The 17431-nt window shown below is 66.2% G+C and carries 19 protein-coding genes and 1 pseudogene; 18 read left to right on the top strand and 2 right to left on the bottom strand.

Annotated elements, in window-relative coordinates:
* A partial coding sequence (locus tag E3T37_RS03915) for a dual specificity protein phosphatase family protein (RefSeq protein ID WP_166806068.1) occupies positions 1 to 797 on the top strand: 797 nt, incomplete at its 5' end.
* Between the two features lie 126 nt (positions 798 to 923).
* Here E3T37_RS03915 and E3T37_RS03910 read toward each other — a convergent pair.
* Complete coding sequence (locus E3T37_RS03910) at positions 924 to 1733, bottom strand: pentapeptide repeat-containing protein (RefSeq protein ID WP_134365530.1); 810 nt, start codon at positions 1731 to 1733, stop codon at positions 924 to 926.
* Between the two features lie 292 nt (positions 1734 to 2025).
* Between E3T37_RS03910 and E3T37_RS03905 the strand changes: the two genes are divergently transcribed.
* From E3T37_RS03905 to E3T37_RS03895, 3 genes are all read left to right on the top strand, one after another.
* Positions 2026 to 3444, top strand: coding sequence for an HNH endonuclease signature motif containing protein (locus tag E3T37_RS03905; protein ID WP_166789085.1), 1419 nt, complete (start codon positions 2026 to 2028; stop codon positions 3442 to 3444).
* Between the two features lie 451 nt (positions 3445 to 3895).
* A complete protein-coding gene (locus E3T37_RS17120; protein WP_198415959.1) occupies positions 3896 to 4297 on the top strand; it encodes an amidohydrolase family protein in 402 nt (133 codons plus the stop codon).
* 280 nt (positions 4298 to 4577) lie between these two features.
* Positions 4578 to 5054 (top strand): OsmC family protein, encoded by a 477-nt coding sequence (locus E3T37_RS03895; protein WP_134365528.1) that lies wholly within the window; start codon positions 4578 to 4580, stop codon positions 5052 to 5054.
* Positions 5055 to 5342: 288 nt separating this feature from the next.
* On the opposite strand, the gene E3T37_RS03890 is transcribed toward E3T37_RS03895, so the two are convergent.
* A complete protein-coding gene (locus E3T37_RS03890; protein WP_134365527.1) occupies positions 5343 to 5765 on the bottom strand; it encodes a thioesterase family protein in 423 nt (140 codons plus the stop codon).
* Positions 5766 to 5937: 172 nt separating this feature from the next.
* Between E3T37_RS03890 and E3T37_RS03885 the strand changes: the two genes are divergently transcribed.
* From E3T37_RS03885 to E3T37_RS17790, 14 genes and pseudogenes are all read left to right on the top strand, one after another.
* Positions 5938 to 6771, top strand: a complete 834-nt coding sequence (locus E3T37_RS03885) for a transporter substrate-binding domain-containing protein (protein ID WP_134365526.1) — start codon at positions 5938 to 5940, stop codon at positions 6769 to 6771.
* A gap of 73 nt (positions 6772 to 6844) precedes the next feature.
* A complete protein-coding gene (locus E3T37_RS03880) occupies positions 6845 to 7495 on the top strand; it encodes an amino acid ABC transporter permease (protein ID WP_134365525.1) in 651 nt (216 codons plus the stop codon).
* A gap of 4 nt (positions 7496 to 7499) precedes the next feature.
* Positions 7500 to 8255 carry an amino acid ABC transporter ATP-binding protein gene (locus E3T37_RS03875; protein WP_134365524.1) on the top strand — a complete coding sequence of 252 codons (756 nt, stop codon included), beginning with the start codon at positions 7500 to 7502 and terminating at the stop codon, positions 8253 to 8255.
* 58 nt (positions 8256 to 8313) lie between these two features.
* A complete protein-coding gene (locus E3T37_RS03870; protein WP_198415957.1) occupies positions 8314 to 9111 on the top strand; it encodes an enoyl-CoA hydratase/isomerase family protein in 798 nt (265 codons plus the stop codon).
* Entirely contained in the window at positions 9108 to 10742 is a 1635-nt protein-coding gene (locus tag E3T37_RS03865) for an AMP-binding protein (RefSeq protein ID WP_241976244.1), read from the top strand. Before E3T37_RS03870 ends, E3T37_RS03865 begins: the two co-directional genes overlap by 4 nt.
* A gap of 105 nt (positions 10743 to 10847) precedes the next feature.
* Positions 10848 to 11591 (top strand): TetR/AcrR family transcriptional regulator, encoded by a 744-nt coding sequence (locus E3T37_RS03860; RefSeq protein ID WP_160141098.1) that lies wholly within the window; start codon positions 10848 to 10850, stop codon positions 11589 to 11591.
* Positions 11592 to 11617: 26 nt separating this feature from the next.
* Entirely contained in the window at positions 11618 to 12835 is a 1218-nt protein-coding gene (locus tag E3T37_RS03855) for an acetyl-CoA C-acetyltransferase (RefSeq protein WP_134365522.1), read from the top strand.
* Between the two features lie 53 nt (positions 12836 to 12888).
* Entirely contained in the window at positions 12889 to 13647 is a 759-nt protein-coding gene (gene fabG / locus E3T37_RS03850; protein ID WP_241976246.1) for a 3-oxoacyl-ACP reductase FabG, read from the top strand.
* Positions 13640 to 14191, top strand: coding sequence for a MaoC family dehydratase (locus E3T37_RS03845; RefSeq protein ID WP_134365520.1), 552 nt, complete (start codon positions 13640 to 13642; stop codon positions 14189 to 14191). Before fabG ends, E3T37_RS03845 begins: the two co-directional genes overlap by 8 nt.
* Positions 14184 to 15824: an amidohydrolase gene (locus E3T37_RS03840; protein ID WP_241985474.1), complete on the top strand. Its 1641-nt coding sequence runs from the start codon at positions 14184 to 14186 to the stop codon at positions 15822 to 15824. Before E3T37_RS03845 ends, E3T37_RS03840 begins: the two co-directional genes overlap by 8 nt.
* A gap of 170 nt (positions 15825 to 15994) precedes the next feature.
* Positions 15995 to 16366, top strand: coding sequence for a nuclease-related domain-containing protein (locus tag E3T37_RS03835; protein WP_166806067.1), 372 nt, complete (start codon positions 15995 to 15997; stop codon positions 16364 to 16366).
* A gap of 8 nt (positions 16367 to 16374) precedes the next feature.
* On the top strand, positions 16375 to 16764 hold the full coding sequence (locus tag E3T37_RS03830) for a hypothetical protein (protein WP_134365518.1): 390 nt from the start codon (positions 16375 to 16377) through the stop codon (positions 16762 to 16764).
* Between the two features lie 44 nt (positions 16765 to 16808).
* Positions 16809 to 17219, top strand: a complete 411-nt coding sequence (arr, locus tag E3T37_RS03825) for an NAD(+)--rifampin ADP-ribosyltransferase (protein WP_134365517.1) — start codon at positions 16809 to 16811, stop codon at positions 17217 to 17219.
* An 18-nt stretch (positions 17220 to 17237) separates the two neighbouring features.
* Positions 17238 to 17405, top strand: a pseudogene (locus tag E3T37_RS17790) (VOC family protein); the annotation flags it as partial.
* Positions 17406 to 17431 lie beyond the last annotated feature (26 nt).

Here is a 17431-nt window from a genome sequence, read left to right as displayed (position 1 = left end):
GGATCGTGCACGGCTGGCCGAACGGGCTGCGCTCCGACGAGCTGGTGCGGCAGGGCGTGCTGGCCGCGCGCGCCGACGGCGGACGATCACGCCGCAACGGTGACCTGCCCGAGCGCCGCGACCCGGCCACCCCCGACCGGCGCGAAGCCGGTGCCCCCGAGCGCCGAGACCCGGCCGTGCTCGACCGTCGCGCGCGCAAGGACCGCGTCGCGACCACCTGGCCCACCGCCGACCACCTCGCCTACGCCACCTCCGGCGACATCTCCACCCTGGTGCGGCACCCGCACGACGACGGTGTCTGGCTCGGCGCAGTCGGTATCCTCGACGACCTCCCGGCCGAGATCGACGCCGTCGTGTCGCTCTGCCGGGTCGGGCGCAGCCAGGTGCCTGATCGCATCCGTGCCGAGAATCGGGTCGCGGTCTGGCTGGTCGACGAGGTCGATCCGCGGGCCAACCCCAACCTCACCTTCGTGCTCGAGGACACGGTCGACGCGATCGCGGCGCTGCGGGCGGAGGGTCGCACCGTATTCGTGCACTGTGTGCAGGCGATCAGCCGCACGCCCACGGTCGGGGCGCTCTACGCGGCGAGGCACCGGGGCGTGCCGATCGAGCAGGCGCTGCGCGAGGTGACGGATGCCCTGCCGAACGCCAATCCCAACGTCACCTTCCTGCGCGAGCTGGTTCCGCCGCCGCTGCCGACGCCGACGACGCCGCTTCGAACGCTTCCGACGCCGCCGACGACGCTGCCGTTTCCCGGAGCGGGAGCCGTCGCCGGATCCCTGAACGGGCAGCCTTGACGGTTCGCGCCGGCGTCCGCGGCTGACACTCGGCCGAATCCGTGAGGGGTCCCGAATCGACCTTCCCGGGGCGATTGAAGGTCGATTTGGGACCCCTCAAGGCGCGGCGTGGCATCCGCTCGCTGCCTATTCCGTGTCGAAATCGCTGCCCGGCCCAAGGTACTCATCAGGAATCGCAGTACCCCGAGCCGCGAAGAAATCGGTCACATGGCCCCGACCGCAGGCCTTGGGGTCACCCGTCGGCGGTGGATTGAAGTCTTTCGGCCACGTCGTACCCACGTCGTAGCAAACTCCCGTGAGATTCGTGTCGATGAAGCTGGCCTCAGTGAGGTCCGAGCCGTAAAGCATCGCCTCAGTGAGATCTGCATGGTCTACGTCGACGATTTTCATCTCCATCAACTTGGCGTGGACCAGCGTGGCGGCGAAGAAAGTCAAGGCAGGCCCGTGCTTACGGTCAAACTCTGTGCGAACGAATGCGGCGCCCGTTAGTTTCGCACCGAAAAAGTCCGTGCCACCGATGTCGCTGTACGCGAAGTCGGCTCCGCGGAGGTCCGAATCGCGAAAGGCCGCTGCATTGAGATTCGCGTTTCTGAAGTCCGCGCCCGTCAGGGAGAGCCCGCTCAATTCCATTCCCTGCAGGTCTAAACCGTTGTACGGGCGTCCGCGAGCGTCGTCTGAGGACCGGTCTCGCACGAATCGAAGGTTCTCCAGCCGGTAGGACTGACCCGCCAGCGTCTCAGCGGCTGCACGCTCGCGATCCGAACGCTGGTCATCAATGTCCCGCTGCGCCTCGGTCGTAAGGAGCCCGGAGATGACGCCGGCTGCTATCCCGACGACGAGGGCGACCACGACATCGCGCACCAACCAGGGCGGGCTAGCCAGGACGCCTCTGACCCCCTTAGCGGTCACGGACTGCTGAGAATCGCTCGCTTTCATGCGGGAAGGCTACTGCGGTTCTTCGCGGTCATCCGGGAGCGACGCGCACGTTGAGCTTTTCCCGGCCGTGCGCCCTGGGTGCACGTCGCTACGCTTGCTTTGGCTTTGCCAGCCTGGGCCCGTCGATGTTCAAGTCTCTCACCTTGGCGATGCCGCGGTGGGCTGGTCGTTACGGGCCGGCCTTGTGTTCCCCCCTTCCCCGCCATCCCTCCACAATGTAAATTTGACCAGCCTATTCGCACCTATTTTGGACCACGACCGGGTGTCAGTGGTGTCCCCTAATGTGATGGGCATGACCTCTTCGGTGAGCATCTCTCAGGCGCAGCTCGGCACGCGATTCGACGCGATCGCCGCCGTGCACCGGAGTCTCGCGCGGGACGCCGCGAAGAGGGCAGACATGATTGACGAGGCGCGCCGGTTCAGCGAGGCGAACGCCGCCAACACTCCACGCAGGGCAAACTCCCGGTGGGACCCGCACGAGATCGCCCACCGCGAATTCTCGAGCGAACTGGCGTGCACCCTGCGCATCCCCGAACCCACCGCCGAGAACCTGATCGCCGAGTCACGGGCCCTGGTCGAAGATCTCCCCGGCACCCTCGCCGCGCTGCACGCCGGTGAGATCAGCTACCAGCACGCCCAGGCCGTGATCGGCCAGGCCTGCTCGGTGCCCGCCGACGCGTTGCCGGCCTTCGAGCAGTCGCTGCTCCCCGCCGCGCGCACCCTGACGGCGGCCAAACTCAAACACCAGGCACGGATGCTCCGGGAACGCCTGCACCCCGAATCGATCGCCGCCCGCAAGGAGAAATCCTTCTCGGAACGCACGTCCTGGCTGCAGGCCGAGACCGACGGGATGGCGACGCTGAGCCTGACCACGAGCACCGAGACCGTGCATGCCATCTTCAACCGGGCGAACGACACCGCCCGCAGCCTGCAGGGGCCGGAGGAGAAGCGCTCTCTGACCCAACTGCGCACGGACGTGCTCAGTGACCTGCTGATCGACGGGGTCACCCCGGCCGGACTCGCGGCGGGCATCCGAGCCACCGTCCAGATCACGGTCCCGGTGCTGACACTCCTCGGCCGCAGCGAAGAACCCGGCTACCTCGAGAACTACGGGCCGATCGACCCCGACACCGCCCGCGACCTCGCCTCGCGAGCGCCCAGCTTCACCCGCATCCTGATCCATCCAGAGACCGGCATCGTGCTCTCGGTCGGCCGGCACAGCTACAAGGTACCCAAACGGATGCGACGCTTCCTCCGCCTCCGAGACGAAACCTGCCGCTTCCCCGGCTGCAACCAGCCCGCGCGCGGCGCCGATCTGGACCACAGCCGGGAGTGGCAAGACCTCGGCCAAACCGCCGACGATAACCTCGCGCACCTCTGTCGGTCGAGCCAGACCCTGAAAACCGAGACGTCGTGGACGGTGAAGCAGAAGCCGGGCGGCAACCTCATCTGGAATTCACCCACCGGGCGCGACTTCGAGACTCAACCGGCCACCTGGATCGCCCCACCGGGTGCGCCCTCCGCTGCCGCCCAGGTTGGTGCCCCCGTTGGCGCCCAGACTGCTGCTCAAGTTGGCGCTCCGGTTGGCGCCGCGGGTGGTGGTCAGGTTGGCGCTCCCGTTGCCGCCGAGGTCAGAGCCCAGATCGGTTCCGGCCCGCCCCGGCCTTTCAGGCTCGCCCGGCCACCGCTGCCCGACGACGCCCCTTTCTGACCAGGCGCTATCCCCAACACCGGACCCGGGCGACAAATCCGCGCACCGCGAGACGGATGCCCGGCCCGGCCGTTCGCTAAAGTCACCTCATGACCCCGCCCACCCTCACCCCGGCCGACCGAGAGCAAGATGCCGGTCTCTGGATGGATCAGGATGCGGGTGAAGCTCGGCGCTCGCGAGGCGAGGTCGCGGGCGGTGTCGGGGTCGACCGGGCCGTAGTTCTCGAGGTAGCCGGGTTCTTCGCTGCGGCCGAGGAGTGTCAGCACCGGGGCCGTGGCTGCGATCGGGCACACGGATGCGACGTACGACCTGACCCGGCAGGCCATCGCCGCCGGGGCTACGGCCGGCACGCACGTCTTCAACGCCATGCGCCCGATGCACCACCGGGAGTCCGGCCCTGGCCGCCCTGCTGAAAGGCCCGAACGTCTTCGCCGAGCTGATCGCCGATGGCGTGCACCTGCACCCCGCCGTGGTGCGCTTCATCATCGAGAGCCCCTCGCGGCCCGTCTTCGTGACGGATGCCATGGCCGCAGCCGGTACAACCGTCGCGCACGACGGCGACTACAAGCTCGGCGGTCTCGACGTTCACGTCGCCGACGGCGAGGCGCGTCTGACCGACGGCACGATCGCCGGCAGAGTGCTCACCCTGAGCGCAGCGGTTCGCTACGCCGTGCACATCGCCGGCGTGCCGCTGCACCTGGCGGTGCAGGCGGCCACCCAGAACCCGGCCGACATGGTCGGCCTCCACGACCGCGGACGCCTCGCCGCCGGCAACCGCGCCGACCTGATCGTGCTCGACGCCGGGCTGCGCGTCACGGCGACCATGCAGTCCGGGGTGTGGTGCGCGGGGTAGCTCCCGCCCCAGCCCCCTAACGAATTCGACGGAGATTCTCGCGAGAATGTGCCTAAAGCAGCTATTTTCCGGCTGTCAGAGCACATCGGCCCAAAATCTCCGTCGAATTGGTTCGCACGGCTGAGCAGGGGGCTCCTGTGCAGAAGGCGGCTGAGCGGGGCCGGTGACTGCCCGGTCGGGCGCCTCCAATCGTCGTTTCTCCGTGTTGCATGGGCGTAGCCTGAAAGGGCGCTGGCGTTCTCGCTGAGGGCGGCAGTGCATTTCTCAGAGGAGAGAACACATGTCCGTCAAGCCACTCAAGGTCACCGTCACGGGAACTTCGGAATCGCCGACCAAGCTCGCAGTTTCGGTGCGGGATTTCTCGTTCATCATCGACGAGCCCGCCATGTTCGGAGGTGAGGACGCCGGGCCCAATCCGGTCGAATACGCCCTAGCCTCCCTCGCCGGCTGCATGAACGTCGTCATCCATCTCGTCGCCAAAGAGCAGGGCGTTGATGTGCGGTCGTTGCGGCTCACGGTCAAGGGCGAGCTGGACCCCTCGCGGCTGATGGCGCTGCCCACCGAAAACCGGGCGGGATTCCAGGGCATCGAGCTCACCGCCGACTTCGATTCAGACGCCAGCACCGCCGAACTCGACGAGGTACTCCGCCTGGCCGGACTTCGCTGCCCCGTCTCGGACAACCTGGGCAACGCAACCCCCGTCATCGTGCGACTCCCTGCTCCGGCAGAGCTGGAGGAAGCCCTCGCCTCTGTGTAGCGACGGATGCCGTGGGCCGGGCCGGTAGGCATCCGTTCAGCCCGCCGTGAGGGGTCCTAACTCGACCTTCCCGAGGCGATTGAAAGTCGATTTGGGACCCGTCAGGCTGAAAACCGCACCGCCCTGGCGTCCGCCATGGCTGCGGCGCCGTTGCCGACTTCCGGCGGCCCAATATGCAGCGAGGTCCTTGATGGCCCTGGCGATCGCCGCCGCAGATCGAGGGCCTCTTCCTGACAGCCGGACCGGCCGGCGACTCGCTCCGGCCGCGAGTGTCGAACGGGTCCTGGGTCAGGCAGTCTGACTCCGACGCTCCAGCCAGGAGCGCTCCGTGGGTTGCAGGGCACGCGGCCGCTCCGCCTGCTCATCAAAGGCAACCATCACCACCGAGCCGGCTGCGTACACACGATCCTCCGCGCCTTCACCTGAGTCGAAGACCCGGCAGTCCAGGGTGAAGGAAGACCGCCCTATCGCGGCTATGGTCAGGCCGACTGTGACGGGGTCGGTGCGATAAGGGAGCGGGCGCAGGTAGTCGAGGCGCTGACTCGCTACGACGATGCCGCCGGCCAGTATCTCGGATGCGTCATCCGACCGGAGGAAGAGTCGAGCGCGGGCTTCTTCGAGGAGGCGGAAGAACTCGACATTGTTCACGTGGCGGTAAACGTCCATGTCGGCCCAGCGTAGCGACAGGTCGAAACGGTTTTCATAAGTCATGGCACTCCTCCGGTTCGGGGCCCGGAAAAATTTGTCTTGCCGGAACCGTATTTCGACTATATGGTAAATCAACCCTTGATTCGATCGATCGATCGATCGAAGAATACGTTCTAGACCCTTGCACGGCTTTCCTCTCTATTCCCCCTGCACCTGGACAGAAAGTAGTGACCCCATGACCAAGCGACACCAACTCTCCGCGATGCACCGCCGCATCCTCGGCGCGACGATGGCCGCCACTCTGCTCGTCTCCCTGAGCGCTTGCGCTCCAACCGCCGCGGGCGCGGACGCGGCCTCGGCCGCCGACAAGCCCAAATCCGTCAGTGTCGTCGCTTCAGGAAAACTGACCTGCGCAATGAGTGGCGAATACCGCCCTTTCAATTTCTACGATGAGTCCAACAAGCTCGTCGGCTTTGACGTCGACGTGTGCACCGCGGTGGCCAAAGAGCTCGGCCTCGAGGCAGCACCCGTCACGGGCGCATTCAACACCCTCATCGCCGGCCTGGTCGGCAACCGCTACGACGCCATCATCGGCTCAATGGCGAGCACGGATGAGCGCAAGAAGGAGGTGGACTTCTCTGACCCGTACTACTCCACCGGCGCCCAGCTCTTCGTGGCCAAGGGGTCCTCGATCAAGGATGTGACCGGCCTCAAGGATGCCAAGGTGGGAGTGGCCCTGGGCACGACGTTTGAAGAGTTCGCTCACGGCCTCGACGGCGTCGGTGAGGTCAAGACCTACCAGGCCGACATCGATGCGCTCAGGGACCTCGAGGCCGGCCGTGTTGACGCTGTCATCACTCAGGGCTTCATGGGCCGGTTCCTCGCCAAGTCTGCCGGACTCAAGGCCGAGGCTGTGGGCGACGTCCTCTTCCCCGACGTCGCCTCGATCCCGGTGAGCAAGGACAACCCCAAGCTCCTCAGCGCGATCAACGCTGCGCTCAAGACGATGCACGACGACGGCACCTACAAAAAAATCAGCATGAAGTGGTTCGCGACCGACATCAGCTAGCAGAAGTGGGGTTGCTGCCCTCCACCGGGCAGCAACCCAGTTTCTTCTCTCGCACCGAACGAAAGCAGACCCATTGGAATTCCTGAACGCCCTGATTGCCAGTTCGCCAGCATTGCTCAAGGGCCTGTCGGTGACGATTGGCCTCACCGCACTCACGCTCGTTTTTTCGGTCATCCTCGGCGCAATCATCGTGGCCATGAAGATGAGCAGCATCCCGGCATTCTCACGGTTCGCGACCGGATATCTGGCCGTCGTCCGAGGGATACCCCTCATCGCCTTGCTCTTCGTCATCTACTTCGGCATCGTCTCCGTTTTCAAAGTGGATGCCTTCACGGCCGCGGCAATCGGGCTGAGCGTGCACAGCTCCGCCTACGTCGCTGAGATCTTCCGCTCGGGCATCAACTCCGTTCACAACGGCCAGGTCGAGGCATCTCGTTCACTAGGCATGAGCAGGGTGGCCACCATGAGCAGGGTGGTCGCACCGCAGGCTCTCCGCGTCGTTGTCCCGGCGCTGGTGAACCAGGCGATCGTGTCCCTCAAGGACAGCGCCGTCGCATCCTTCATCACCGTTGATGAACTCTTCATGACCGCGCAGCGCTTGTCCGCGGCAACGTTCCAGCCACTCACCTACTACGCGATCGTCAGCCTCTATTACCTGGCAATGGTTGGCGCGATGACATTCTTCGCCGGCAAGGTCGAACGCTACTTCCAGAAGCGAGGTTAGAACAATGACTCAAATTGATGGTCAGCCACGGGTTCGGATCACCGGAGCCACAAAGAAGTTCGGGGACAACGTCGTCCTCAATAACGTCGATCTCGAAGTGCGGGCGGGCGAGGTGGCCGTGCTGATCGGCCCATCCGGCGCGGGCAAGAGCACCCTGCTCAGGTGTATCAACGGCCTGGAACGCCTGACGTCGGGCACCGTCGAAATCGACGGAGTACGTCTCGAATACCGGGAGCGTTCCCTGAACCACATGCGTGAGCACGTCGGCATGGTCTTCCAATCGTTCAACCTCTTTCCGCACCTCACGGCGTTGGAGAACATCACGATGGCGCAGGTCGTTGTGGGCAAGCGGTCTAAGAGCGAGGCGCATGATCGAGCCGCGAAGCTGCTGTTCCGGGTGGGTCTCGGTGAGAAGGCGAACAGCTACCCGAGCGCCCTCTCGGGCGGTCAGCAGCAGCGCGTCGCCATCGCGCGTGCGTTGGCGATGACGCCGAAGCTCATGCTGTTCGACGAGCCGACTTCGGCCCTGGACCCCGAGCTGGTCGGTGAGGTGCTGCAAGTTATGCGCGAACTCGCTGACGAAGGCATGACCATGGTCGTGGTCACACACGAGATGAGATTCGCCCGGCAGGTTGCCGACCATGTCGTGCTCCTGGCAGATGGGGCCATCGCCGAAGAAGGGCCGCCGGAGATCGTTCTGGACGCACCGGCATCAGACCGAGCCAGAAGCTTTCTCAGCAAGTTGCAGGCCGATGGCTGAGCCGTTGCAGCAAGACCATCGGACAACTCACACACACGACGTGACAAAGGATGAACACGTGACCGGCACTGACGTACCCACGCATTTCGCGACATTCGAAATGGCGGACCAGATCGCCTTTATTCGACTGCACCGGCCGGAGCGGCTCAACGCGGCTTCACCCCAGCTCGTTGCTGATCTCAAGCGCGCATTGGACCAGGCGGCAGCGCAACACGCTCTGGTCACCGTGATCTCCGGCGACGGGCGGGCGTTCTGCGCGGGGCATGACCTCAAGGCAGAGACGCTTCCCCCGGATTCGCCGGAAGCCCTCGAGCACCTTCACGCGCTGCAGGGCATCACTCGACTGCTGCGCGACTCGGCCACCGTGTCCATCGCGGCCGTCCATGGCTACGCCCTGGGCGCGGGAATGGAATTCGCCCTGAGTTGTGACTTCATCGTCGCGGATGCGGGGACGCAGTTTGGATTCCCGGAGGTCTCGGTGGGCCTGTCCGTCACCGGGGGGATCTCCTACCTTCTCCCTCAGGCCGTCGGGCTGCCGATGGCCAAGGAACTGATCCTGCTCGGTGAGACGTTCGGTGCCGAGAAGGCGAAGTCGCTCGGCCTGATCAACCGAGTGACAGCGCCCGGTGACCACCTGCGCGTTGCGGAAGAACTTGCCCGACGTCTTCTGGCGCTGCCCCACCGCGCCCTCTCGCTCGCGAAGGAAGCGTTCGAGAGCGCCGTTCGCCCGCAGGTCGAAACGGCGATGAAACTCGAAATCCAGAACGCCCTCTTGACCGGTGACTCCGCAGACGCCGCGGATGCCCGCGACCAGTTCGCCACCACGGGGTCGAGGCCGGCGGGCAGCGGTCAGTGATCGACTCAGGCGACGACCTCGTTCGGGCGGCCGGCAGTCAGGGCGTGTGTGCGGACGCTCACATCGACGGAGTCGGCAACCTCGGCGACCTGATCACCCGGGCGGCCGAGCGGTGGGCCGATCGGACCGCGTGGCGGTTCGGGGCCACCGGCGAGACCTTGTCCTTCACCGAGGTCGAGGCCGTCACCCGATACCTTGCCGGTGAGCTCTCGGCGGTCGGGATCGGCGCCGGGGACCGTGTGGTGCTGATGGCGAAGAACACACTGGAGTTCCCCGCGGCCTGGCTCGCTCTCGCGCGATTGGGCGCCATCGTTGTGCCGATGAACACGAACTACCGTCTTACCGACGCCACGCACGTCGCGTCCCTCGCCGGGGCGACGGCTTTCCTGACGGTGGAGGAGTTCCTGTCCCTGGCCGGGCAGGTAGCGGAACGGTGCCCGTTGCTCGAGAAAGTCTTCTCGCTCGAGGGACTTCTGCTCGGTTGGAGATCAGGGGACTCGCCGCGGGAGCCCGCGGCTCCACTCGACCAGGCGAAACCTGGGGACACGTCGAACATCCAGTTCACCTCAGGCACGACGGGCAAGCCGAAGGGGTGTGTTCTCCCGCACGAGTACTGGCTGTCGATCGCCTGGACGCTCCAACACGACTTCCCGCACCTGACGGATGCCGACGTGATGCTCACCGTGCAGCCGTTCCACTACATCGATCCGCAGTGGAACGTCGCGAGCGCACTTCTCGCCGGGGTCGAGCTGGTCATTCTGGACCGGTTCCACCCGAGCACCTTCTGGCAGAGCGTGCGAGAGTTCCAGGTCACCTACTTTTACTGCCTCGGCCTCATGCCCACGCTGCTGCTGAAGATGCCGCCGAGCGACGAGGACCGGAACAACCGCGTTCGCGCGGTGCAGGCCTCTGCCATCCCGGCCTCTATTCACCGGGCCCTCGAAGAGCGCTGGGGCGCCCCGTGGTACGAAGCGTTCGGGATGACCGAAACCGGCGCCGACCTGTTCGTCGACGTCGACGAACACGACGAGTTGCTGGGTTCCGGATGCCTCGGGCGGCCTCGATCCCATCGTGAGGCCCTCGTCGTCGACGACTCGGGGGCCCCCTGCGCGGTAGGCCAAACCGGGCAGCTCCTGTTGCGCGGAGCGGGGCTGATGACCGGCTACTTCGAGGATGCCGAGGCGACCGAGCGGGCCTTCCGCGGCGGTTGGTTCCACACCGGCGACCTCGCCGAGCGAGACGAGCTCGGACGCCTCTACTACCGCGGCCGCACGAAGGACATGATCCGGCGAAGCGGCGAGAACATCTCCGCGATCGAGGTCGAGGAGGTCCTCGTCCTCCACCCCGGTGTGGAGCTGGCGGCCGTCGTCGCCGTGCCCGACGAGCTCCGAGGCGAGGAGGTGCTGGCCTACCTCGTGCCTTCAGCCCCGGCCCCTTCCGCGGTGGACCTGATCGACAGCGTGTCCGCGAGCTGCGCGACCGAACTCGCCTACTTCAAGGTTCCGAGATACTGGCGGGTCGAGCGTGAACTGCCGCGCACCGTCTCGGAACGAGTCGCGAAACACGAGCTGACCCAGGCCGGATCGCTCCGCGGCGCCTGGGACTCGAAGGAGGGGCGCTGGCATGAATGAAGAAGCAGCCCGCATCCGTGGGGCGCAATCAGGACAGACATCGGGCACCGCAGGATACGATCATCCGAGCGGCCGCCTGTGCAGTTCGAAAATAGAGGAGTCTCCGTGTCCAGCTCAGTCGAACCCCTCGGTCGAGAGCCCCTCGTTCGATCGGTGGACAGCCCCGCAATCAACGACACCCACCAGCGACTGCTCGAGTCGGCGGTGCACCTGTTCGCCGTTCGCGGTTTCCACGGCACCGGCATCCGTGATCTGGCCGCAGGCGCAAATTTGTCGAGCGCCACTCTCTATCACTACATGGGAACCAAGGAGCGTCTGCTCTTTCAAATCATGCAGGACGCCCTCGATCGCCTGCTCCTGGCTGCTCGCGTCATCGAATCCCAATCAGACGACGTGCGCATCCGACTCGCCGGCCTGGTGCGGATGCACGTCATCACCCACGCGCTCCGGCGCGACGCCTCCAATGTGGTCGACAACCAGGTCAGCGCTCTCGAGCCGGACGATCGCATGCTCATCATTCAGCAGCGCGACTCCTACGAGAAATTCTGGGCTGATGCCATCGCCGAGGGTGTCGCAGCCGGATTCTTCACCGTCCCCGATCAAAGCGCGGCACGAATCGCGCTTCTCGAAATGTGTTCCGGCGTCGCGCGCTGGTACTCCGTGGACGGCCGACACTCGCCCGACGAAATCGCCGACATCCACGTGGAACTCGCCGCGGCGCTCCTCCGCGGCTGCGACGGCCGGCCGACCTGGACCGAACCGGAGAATCACCTCGACATCCACTCGCTGGTTGAAGAGATCTGGGCCATCCGGGTTCCCGACGGCAAGGCCAACCGCGCCGTCAAATAGCTTCTCCCCGAGGCGGGAGGGCACCCATGCCTGAAGCGGTCATCGTCGCCACCGCGCGCACACCGATCGGGCGGGCCTTCAAGGGAAGCTTCGCCACTGAACGACCGGAAGACCTCGCCGTCGCCGCCATCCAGGCCGCCGTCGCGGCCGTGCCGCCACTCGATCCACGGGAGGTCGAGGACATCATCCTGGGCTGCGGTGTACCCGGTGGCCTTCAGGGCAGCAACCTGGCGAGGGTCATCGCCGTGCAACTGGGCTGGGACACGGTTCCCGGGCTGACGGTGTCGCGGTTCTGTGCCTCGTCGCTGCAGTCCATCCGGTCGGCCGCCCACGCCATCAGGTCTGGTGAGGGTGACGTTTTCATTGCCGCCGGAGTGGAATCCATCTCGAGCTTCGCGCTGACCGACGTCGACAACCTCCCCGGCTCGCGGAGCCCTCGCTTCGAGGAGGCGGCGGCGAGGTCGAGACACCGGGCCGAGACCGCCGAACCCTGGACGGATCCACGGCTCGACTGGCAACTCCCCGACGTGTACATCCAGATGGGTCAGACTGCCGAGAACGTCGCCTCCCTCTCCGGGATCAGCCGGCACGACCAGGACCAGTTCGCGCTGCGGAGCCAAACCCTCGCGGCGGCCGCCGACGCGAGGGGCTTCTGGGCCGAGGAAGTGACCCCGTACCGTCGAGCCGATGGGAAGGTCATCTCGGCCGACGACAGCCCCCGGCCCGGGACGACCCTGGACGGGCTCGGGGCCCTGCAGCCGGCATTCCGCCCCGGGGGAACCGTGACCGCTGGCAACAGCTGCCCTCTCAACGACGGGGCGGCGGCACTCGTCATCATGTCGGACCGACGCGCGCAGCAACTGGGCATCCAGCCGCTCGCGCGCATCCTCGGCACGAGTGTCTCCGCCACCTCGCCGGAGATCATGGGCACCGGGCCGGTGTCGGCGATCCGCACATTGCTTCAGCGACTCGGGATGTCCGTCGCCGATTTCGACGAAGTCGAGATCAACGAGGCCTTTGCCGTGCAGGTGCTTTCGAATGTCCGAGATCTCGGCATCGATCCCGGCCGGGTGAACGTCAACGGCGGAAGCCTGGCCCTGGGGCATCCCTACGGCATGACGGGCGCACGCATCGCAACGACGCTGGTGCACTCACTGCGGGTGCACGATCGCCAGTTCGGGCTGGAGGCCATGTGTGTGGCCGGAGGCCAGGGCATGGCCCTGGCCCTCGAGAGGCTCCGGTAAACGGTGGCTCAGGTAAACGGTAATGACCGCTCAAAAAGATGGGATGAACGATCATGAAGAATGAACGACACGTGGCCATAGTGACCGGGGGAGCGCAGGGAATCGGGGCCGCGATCGCGGCGCGCTTGGCCCGGGAGGGCAACGCCGTGGCCGTACTCGACCGCAACCTGGCGGCCGCGGAATCCACCGTGCGCGAGCTGGTCGGCGCGGGCGCCAACGCGATTGCCGTCGCCGTCGACGTGGCCGACGAGGCTTCAGTCGACCAGGCGGTGGCGGATGTCGTCGCGCGCCTGGGTGAACCACAGATCCTCGTCAACAACGCCGGGGTCCTGCGCGACAACATGTTGTTCAAGATGAGCGCCGACGACTGGGATCTGGTGCTCAACGTGCATCTGCGCGGAGCGTTCCTGATGTCCCGAGCCGTGCAGAAGCACATGGTCACAGCCAAGTGGGGGCGCATCGTCAACCTGTCCAGCACCTCCGCCCTGGGCAACCGAGGCCAGGCGAACTACGCCGCAGCCAAGGCCGGCATCCAGGGTTTCACGAAGACCTTGGCCTGGGAACTGGGCCCGTTCGGGGTCACGGTCAACGCCGTGGCTCCCGGATTCATCGCCACCGACATGACCCGCACCACGGCCGAACGAATCGGTGTGTCCTTCGAAGAGCTGCAGGCCAGCGCGGCGGTGGCCACGGCGGTGCGGCGCGTGGGCTCGCCCGAAGACGTGGCCGACGCCGTCGCGTTCTTCGCCGGGGAGGGCTCCGGTTTCGTCTCGGGCCAGGTCCTGTACGTCGCCGGGGGCCCGCATGGCTGACTCGGCACCGCTGCGCGTGTTCTCCTCCACCCACGACCTCATCGGGTCGGTGGGCGAAGAACTCGGCCCCAGCCCGTGGATGACCGTCGAACAGCCGGCAGTGGATGCCTTCGCCGACGTCACCCAGGACTGGCAGGCACTCCACTGCGACCCCGCGTTCGCGGGCGGTTCTCGCTACGGCGTCACGATCGCACACGGCTATTTCACGGTCTCGCTGCTGAGCATGTTCGCCCGTCAGCTCTACCGAGTCGACGGCGTGTCCGACATCATCAACTATGGGATCGATCGGTTGCGGTTTCCCGCCCCTGTGCCCGTGGGCTCCCGCATTCGGGCGCGAGCCACGCTGACCTCGGTGTCCGCGAAATCGGGGTTGGTGCTGGCGGGTGTGAACTACGTCGTCGAGATCGAGGGCTCTCCTCGGCCGGGACTGGTCGCCGATACCCTCGTCGCCCTCGTGCCCGAAACAGCCGCCGAGGTCCCCGAGGTCCCCGAGGTCCCCGAGGTCCCCGAGGTCCCCGAGGTCCCCGAGGTCGCCGGTGTCTGAACGCAAGCTGGATCTTCTGATCCGCAACGCCACCATTCTGACCATGGATGCGGACCGGCCCGCCGCCCGCTCGGTCGGAGTGTCAGCCGGCCGCATCGTCGCAGTGGGGGAGGAACTCGACGGGGCCACCGCCGATCGGGAGGTCGACGCGGCCGGCCTGACGGTACTGCCGGGGTTCAACGACGTGCATTGCCACACGACCTGGTTCGGGTTGTCGCTCACCGAGGTGGACCTCAGCGTCCAGAGCAGCATGGACGACGTTTACGCGGCGCTGCAGCGTCGCGCCGGCGAGAGTGCGGATGGCGCATGGGTCGTCGCCTCGGGCTTCAATCACCAAAAGTTCGGGGGACGCTACCCCGACATCGACATGCTCGACGCCATAGCTCCGCGAAACCCGATCTACATTCGGCACAACTCCGGCCACGCCTGCATCGTCAACAGCACGGCGCTCGGCCTGGCCGGTTTCCTCGCAGCCGATTACCGCGAGGAGGCCGGCGCCGTGGCGGTCCGCGACGAACGGGGTCGGTTCACCGGCTTGCTGGAGGAACGCGCGCAGCAGGCCGTGCAGCGCTTGTTCCTCCCGTACTCCCAGGGCAGCATCGTCGGCGCGATCGATCGTGCAACCCAGGTCTATGCGACGGAGGGCATCACGAGCTTCACGGAGGCCGGGATCGCCGGAGGCTGGATCGGGCACAGTCCCCTCGAACTCGGCGCCTACCAGACGGCGCTCGAGACGGGCGTGCTTCGAGCGCGGGCGCAACTGATGGTCTCCCTGGATGCCCTGCACGAGATGAGCGGTCACCGCGACGACAACATGACACTGGGCCTCGATCTCGGTGTTCGCACCGGCTTCGGCAACGATTTTCTGAAGATCGGCCCGACCAAGGTCTTCCTCGACGGTTCGTTGCTGGGCCTGACCGCCGCCATGTCCGAGGCCTACTGCGCCGGCGTGTCGGACAACCACGGCTACTTCCAGGGGGATGTCGAGGAGATGCGGCAGAGAATCCTCGCCGCATATCGCGCCGGCTGGTCGATCGCCGCGCATGCCATCGGTGACGAAGCCATCGACTTCGCCCTCGAGGTGTTCGAGTTCGCGCGGGAGGCCTACGGCCCACGCTCCGTCCCGAACCGCATCGAGCACGGTGGCGTCATCACGGATGCCCAGCTCGCCCGCCTCGCGGCGGTGGGCGCCGTCGTCGTTCCCCAACCCGGTTTCGTCCCCGCGTTCGGCGCCGAAATGGCGCGGGCGCTCGGGGAGGAACGCGTACACCAGTCCTACCGGGCGGCATCGCTCATCGCAGCCGGCATACCGCTCCCCGGCAGCTCCGATCGGCCCGTGACGTCGGGGACCGTCCTGCCCAATATCCAGGCATTCGTCGAACGGCGCTACGGCGGCGACCAGGTTTACGGCCCCGGGGAACGGATCAGCGTGGAGGCCGCACTTCGCGCCTACACCCTGGGGTCCGCCGAGGCGACCGGCGAGGCCGGGCTCCGCGGCAGCATCCGGCCCGGAAAGCTCGGCGACTTCGTGTTCCTCGACCGGAACCCGCTGTTGAGCCCGGTGGAGGAGATCTCAGACATCGCCGTGATGGCAACCGTCGTGGGTGGAACCTTCATCCACGACCGCCTGTGACCGGCACGCCCAACCGGCTTGATGGTGACCGTCGCCTGTGAGGGGTCCCAAATCGACCTTCCGCAGGTAAACCAAGGTCGATTCGGGACCCCTCACGACGCTGGTGAACGGCTGACCGGCTTCGGCTCAGGCTCGCAGGCGAAGAAATCCGGGAGTTCGCGGCACAGGCGGTGAGCGAGGAGTTGCTGCGGCAGCACGGCAGCACGCCAGCACGCACCACCTTCGCGCGGTTCTGCGGCAACTCTCCGTTGCGCGCCGACAGCGTCAGCTGGTATTTGGACGCCAAGGGCGAGAACGTGGTCGGCGAAATCCTCGCGACCCTGCCCCCACAGTGGACGTCTTTCCACGCCCTCCCCATCGGCAAGAAGGGCTCGGACATCGACCACATCGTCATCGGCCCTGGCGGCATCTTTACCATCAACACGAAGCACCACGCGGGCAAAACCGTGTGGGTCGCCGGCCGAGGTCTGATGGTATCCGGCCAGAAGCAGTCCTACATCCGCAACGCCGAATACGAGGCCGGCGGGTCACGAAACTGCTGAGAGAACGGATGCCGCTGCTCCCGGCCGCGCAACCCGTGCTCGCCCTGGTCAACCCCAAGTCGTTGACCGTCAAGGTGAATCCGGAACAGGTGAAAGTCGCCACCGACGCCGCCCTGCGACGCTGGCTCCTGAAGCGTCCCGTGATTCTCAACGCCGGTGACCTGGCGGAGCTCGCCACGATCATCGACAACCCGGCCACGTGGCCGGCCCCGGTGTTCCCGCCGACAGAGAACGTGCTGGCGCGCTTCACCTCGCTCGATGCCGAGGTTCTCGCGGCGCGCACGCGGCGGAGAGTGTGGAGCTTCGTCGGCACCCTTGCGCTGTGCGCAACCGCCTTCGGCGCGTCGCAGCTGCTGCCGTCCGTGCTCGGCGCCATCCTGACGGGCGGCCCGTGGTGACGGGGTAGTTTCATGCACGGATGTCGTCGGCTTACGATGCTGCAGTGACTCAACCGCTGGACGAGGGTCCGTTCTTTCACGGCACAAAAGCCGATCTCCGGGACGGTGACCTCCTGAGAGCGGGCTTCAGGTCTAACTATCGTCCCGAAGTCGTAATGAATCACGTCTACTTCACCGCCCTTCCGAATGGTGCTGGACTTGCTGCCGAACTCGCGGCGGGCGACGGCGCCCCCCGCGTCTACGCCGTCGAGCCGACCGGGGCATTTGAGGATGACCCGAATGTGACCGATAAGAAGTTCCCCGGCAACCCCACCCGGTCGTACCGGAGCAGTGCCCCACTCAGGGTCCTCGGAGAAATCACCGCCTGGACGCGACAGACGCCCGAGGCGCTACAGGCATGGAAGGACCGCCTCACAGCACTCCGCGAGACCGAGCGAGGGGAAATCATCAACTGATGAGCGTCAACGCCAGCGGAACTCTTCGAGTACATCCACCCCCGATGCAATTGAGACGAACCCCACTCGCGATTGGCATGCGTCGCGTCGCTTTCTCAGTCGACGACTTTCTCAGTCGACGACATTGACGAAGCCCTCGAGATCGCCGCGAGGCACGGCTGCCGTCCGCTACGCGGCGTGGCGACCGGCCAGCTTCACATGCCGCGGTGTCA

This window comes from Cryobacterium sp. TMT2-10, from assembly GCF_004403075.1.
Taxonomy (GTDB): domain Bacteria; phylum Actinomycetota; class Actinomycetes; order Actinomycetales; family Microbacteriaceae; genus Cryobacterium; species Cryobacterium shii.
The sequence above is the reverse complement of the archived record's forward strand: the minus strand, read 5'-3'. Positions and strand labels throughout refer to the sequence as shown.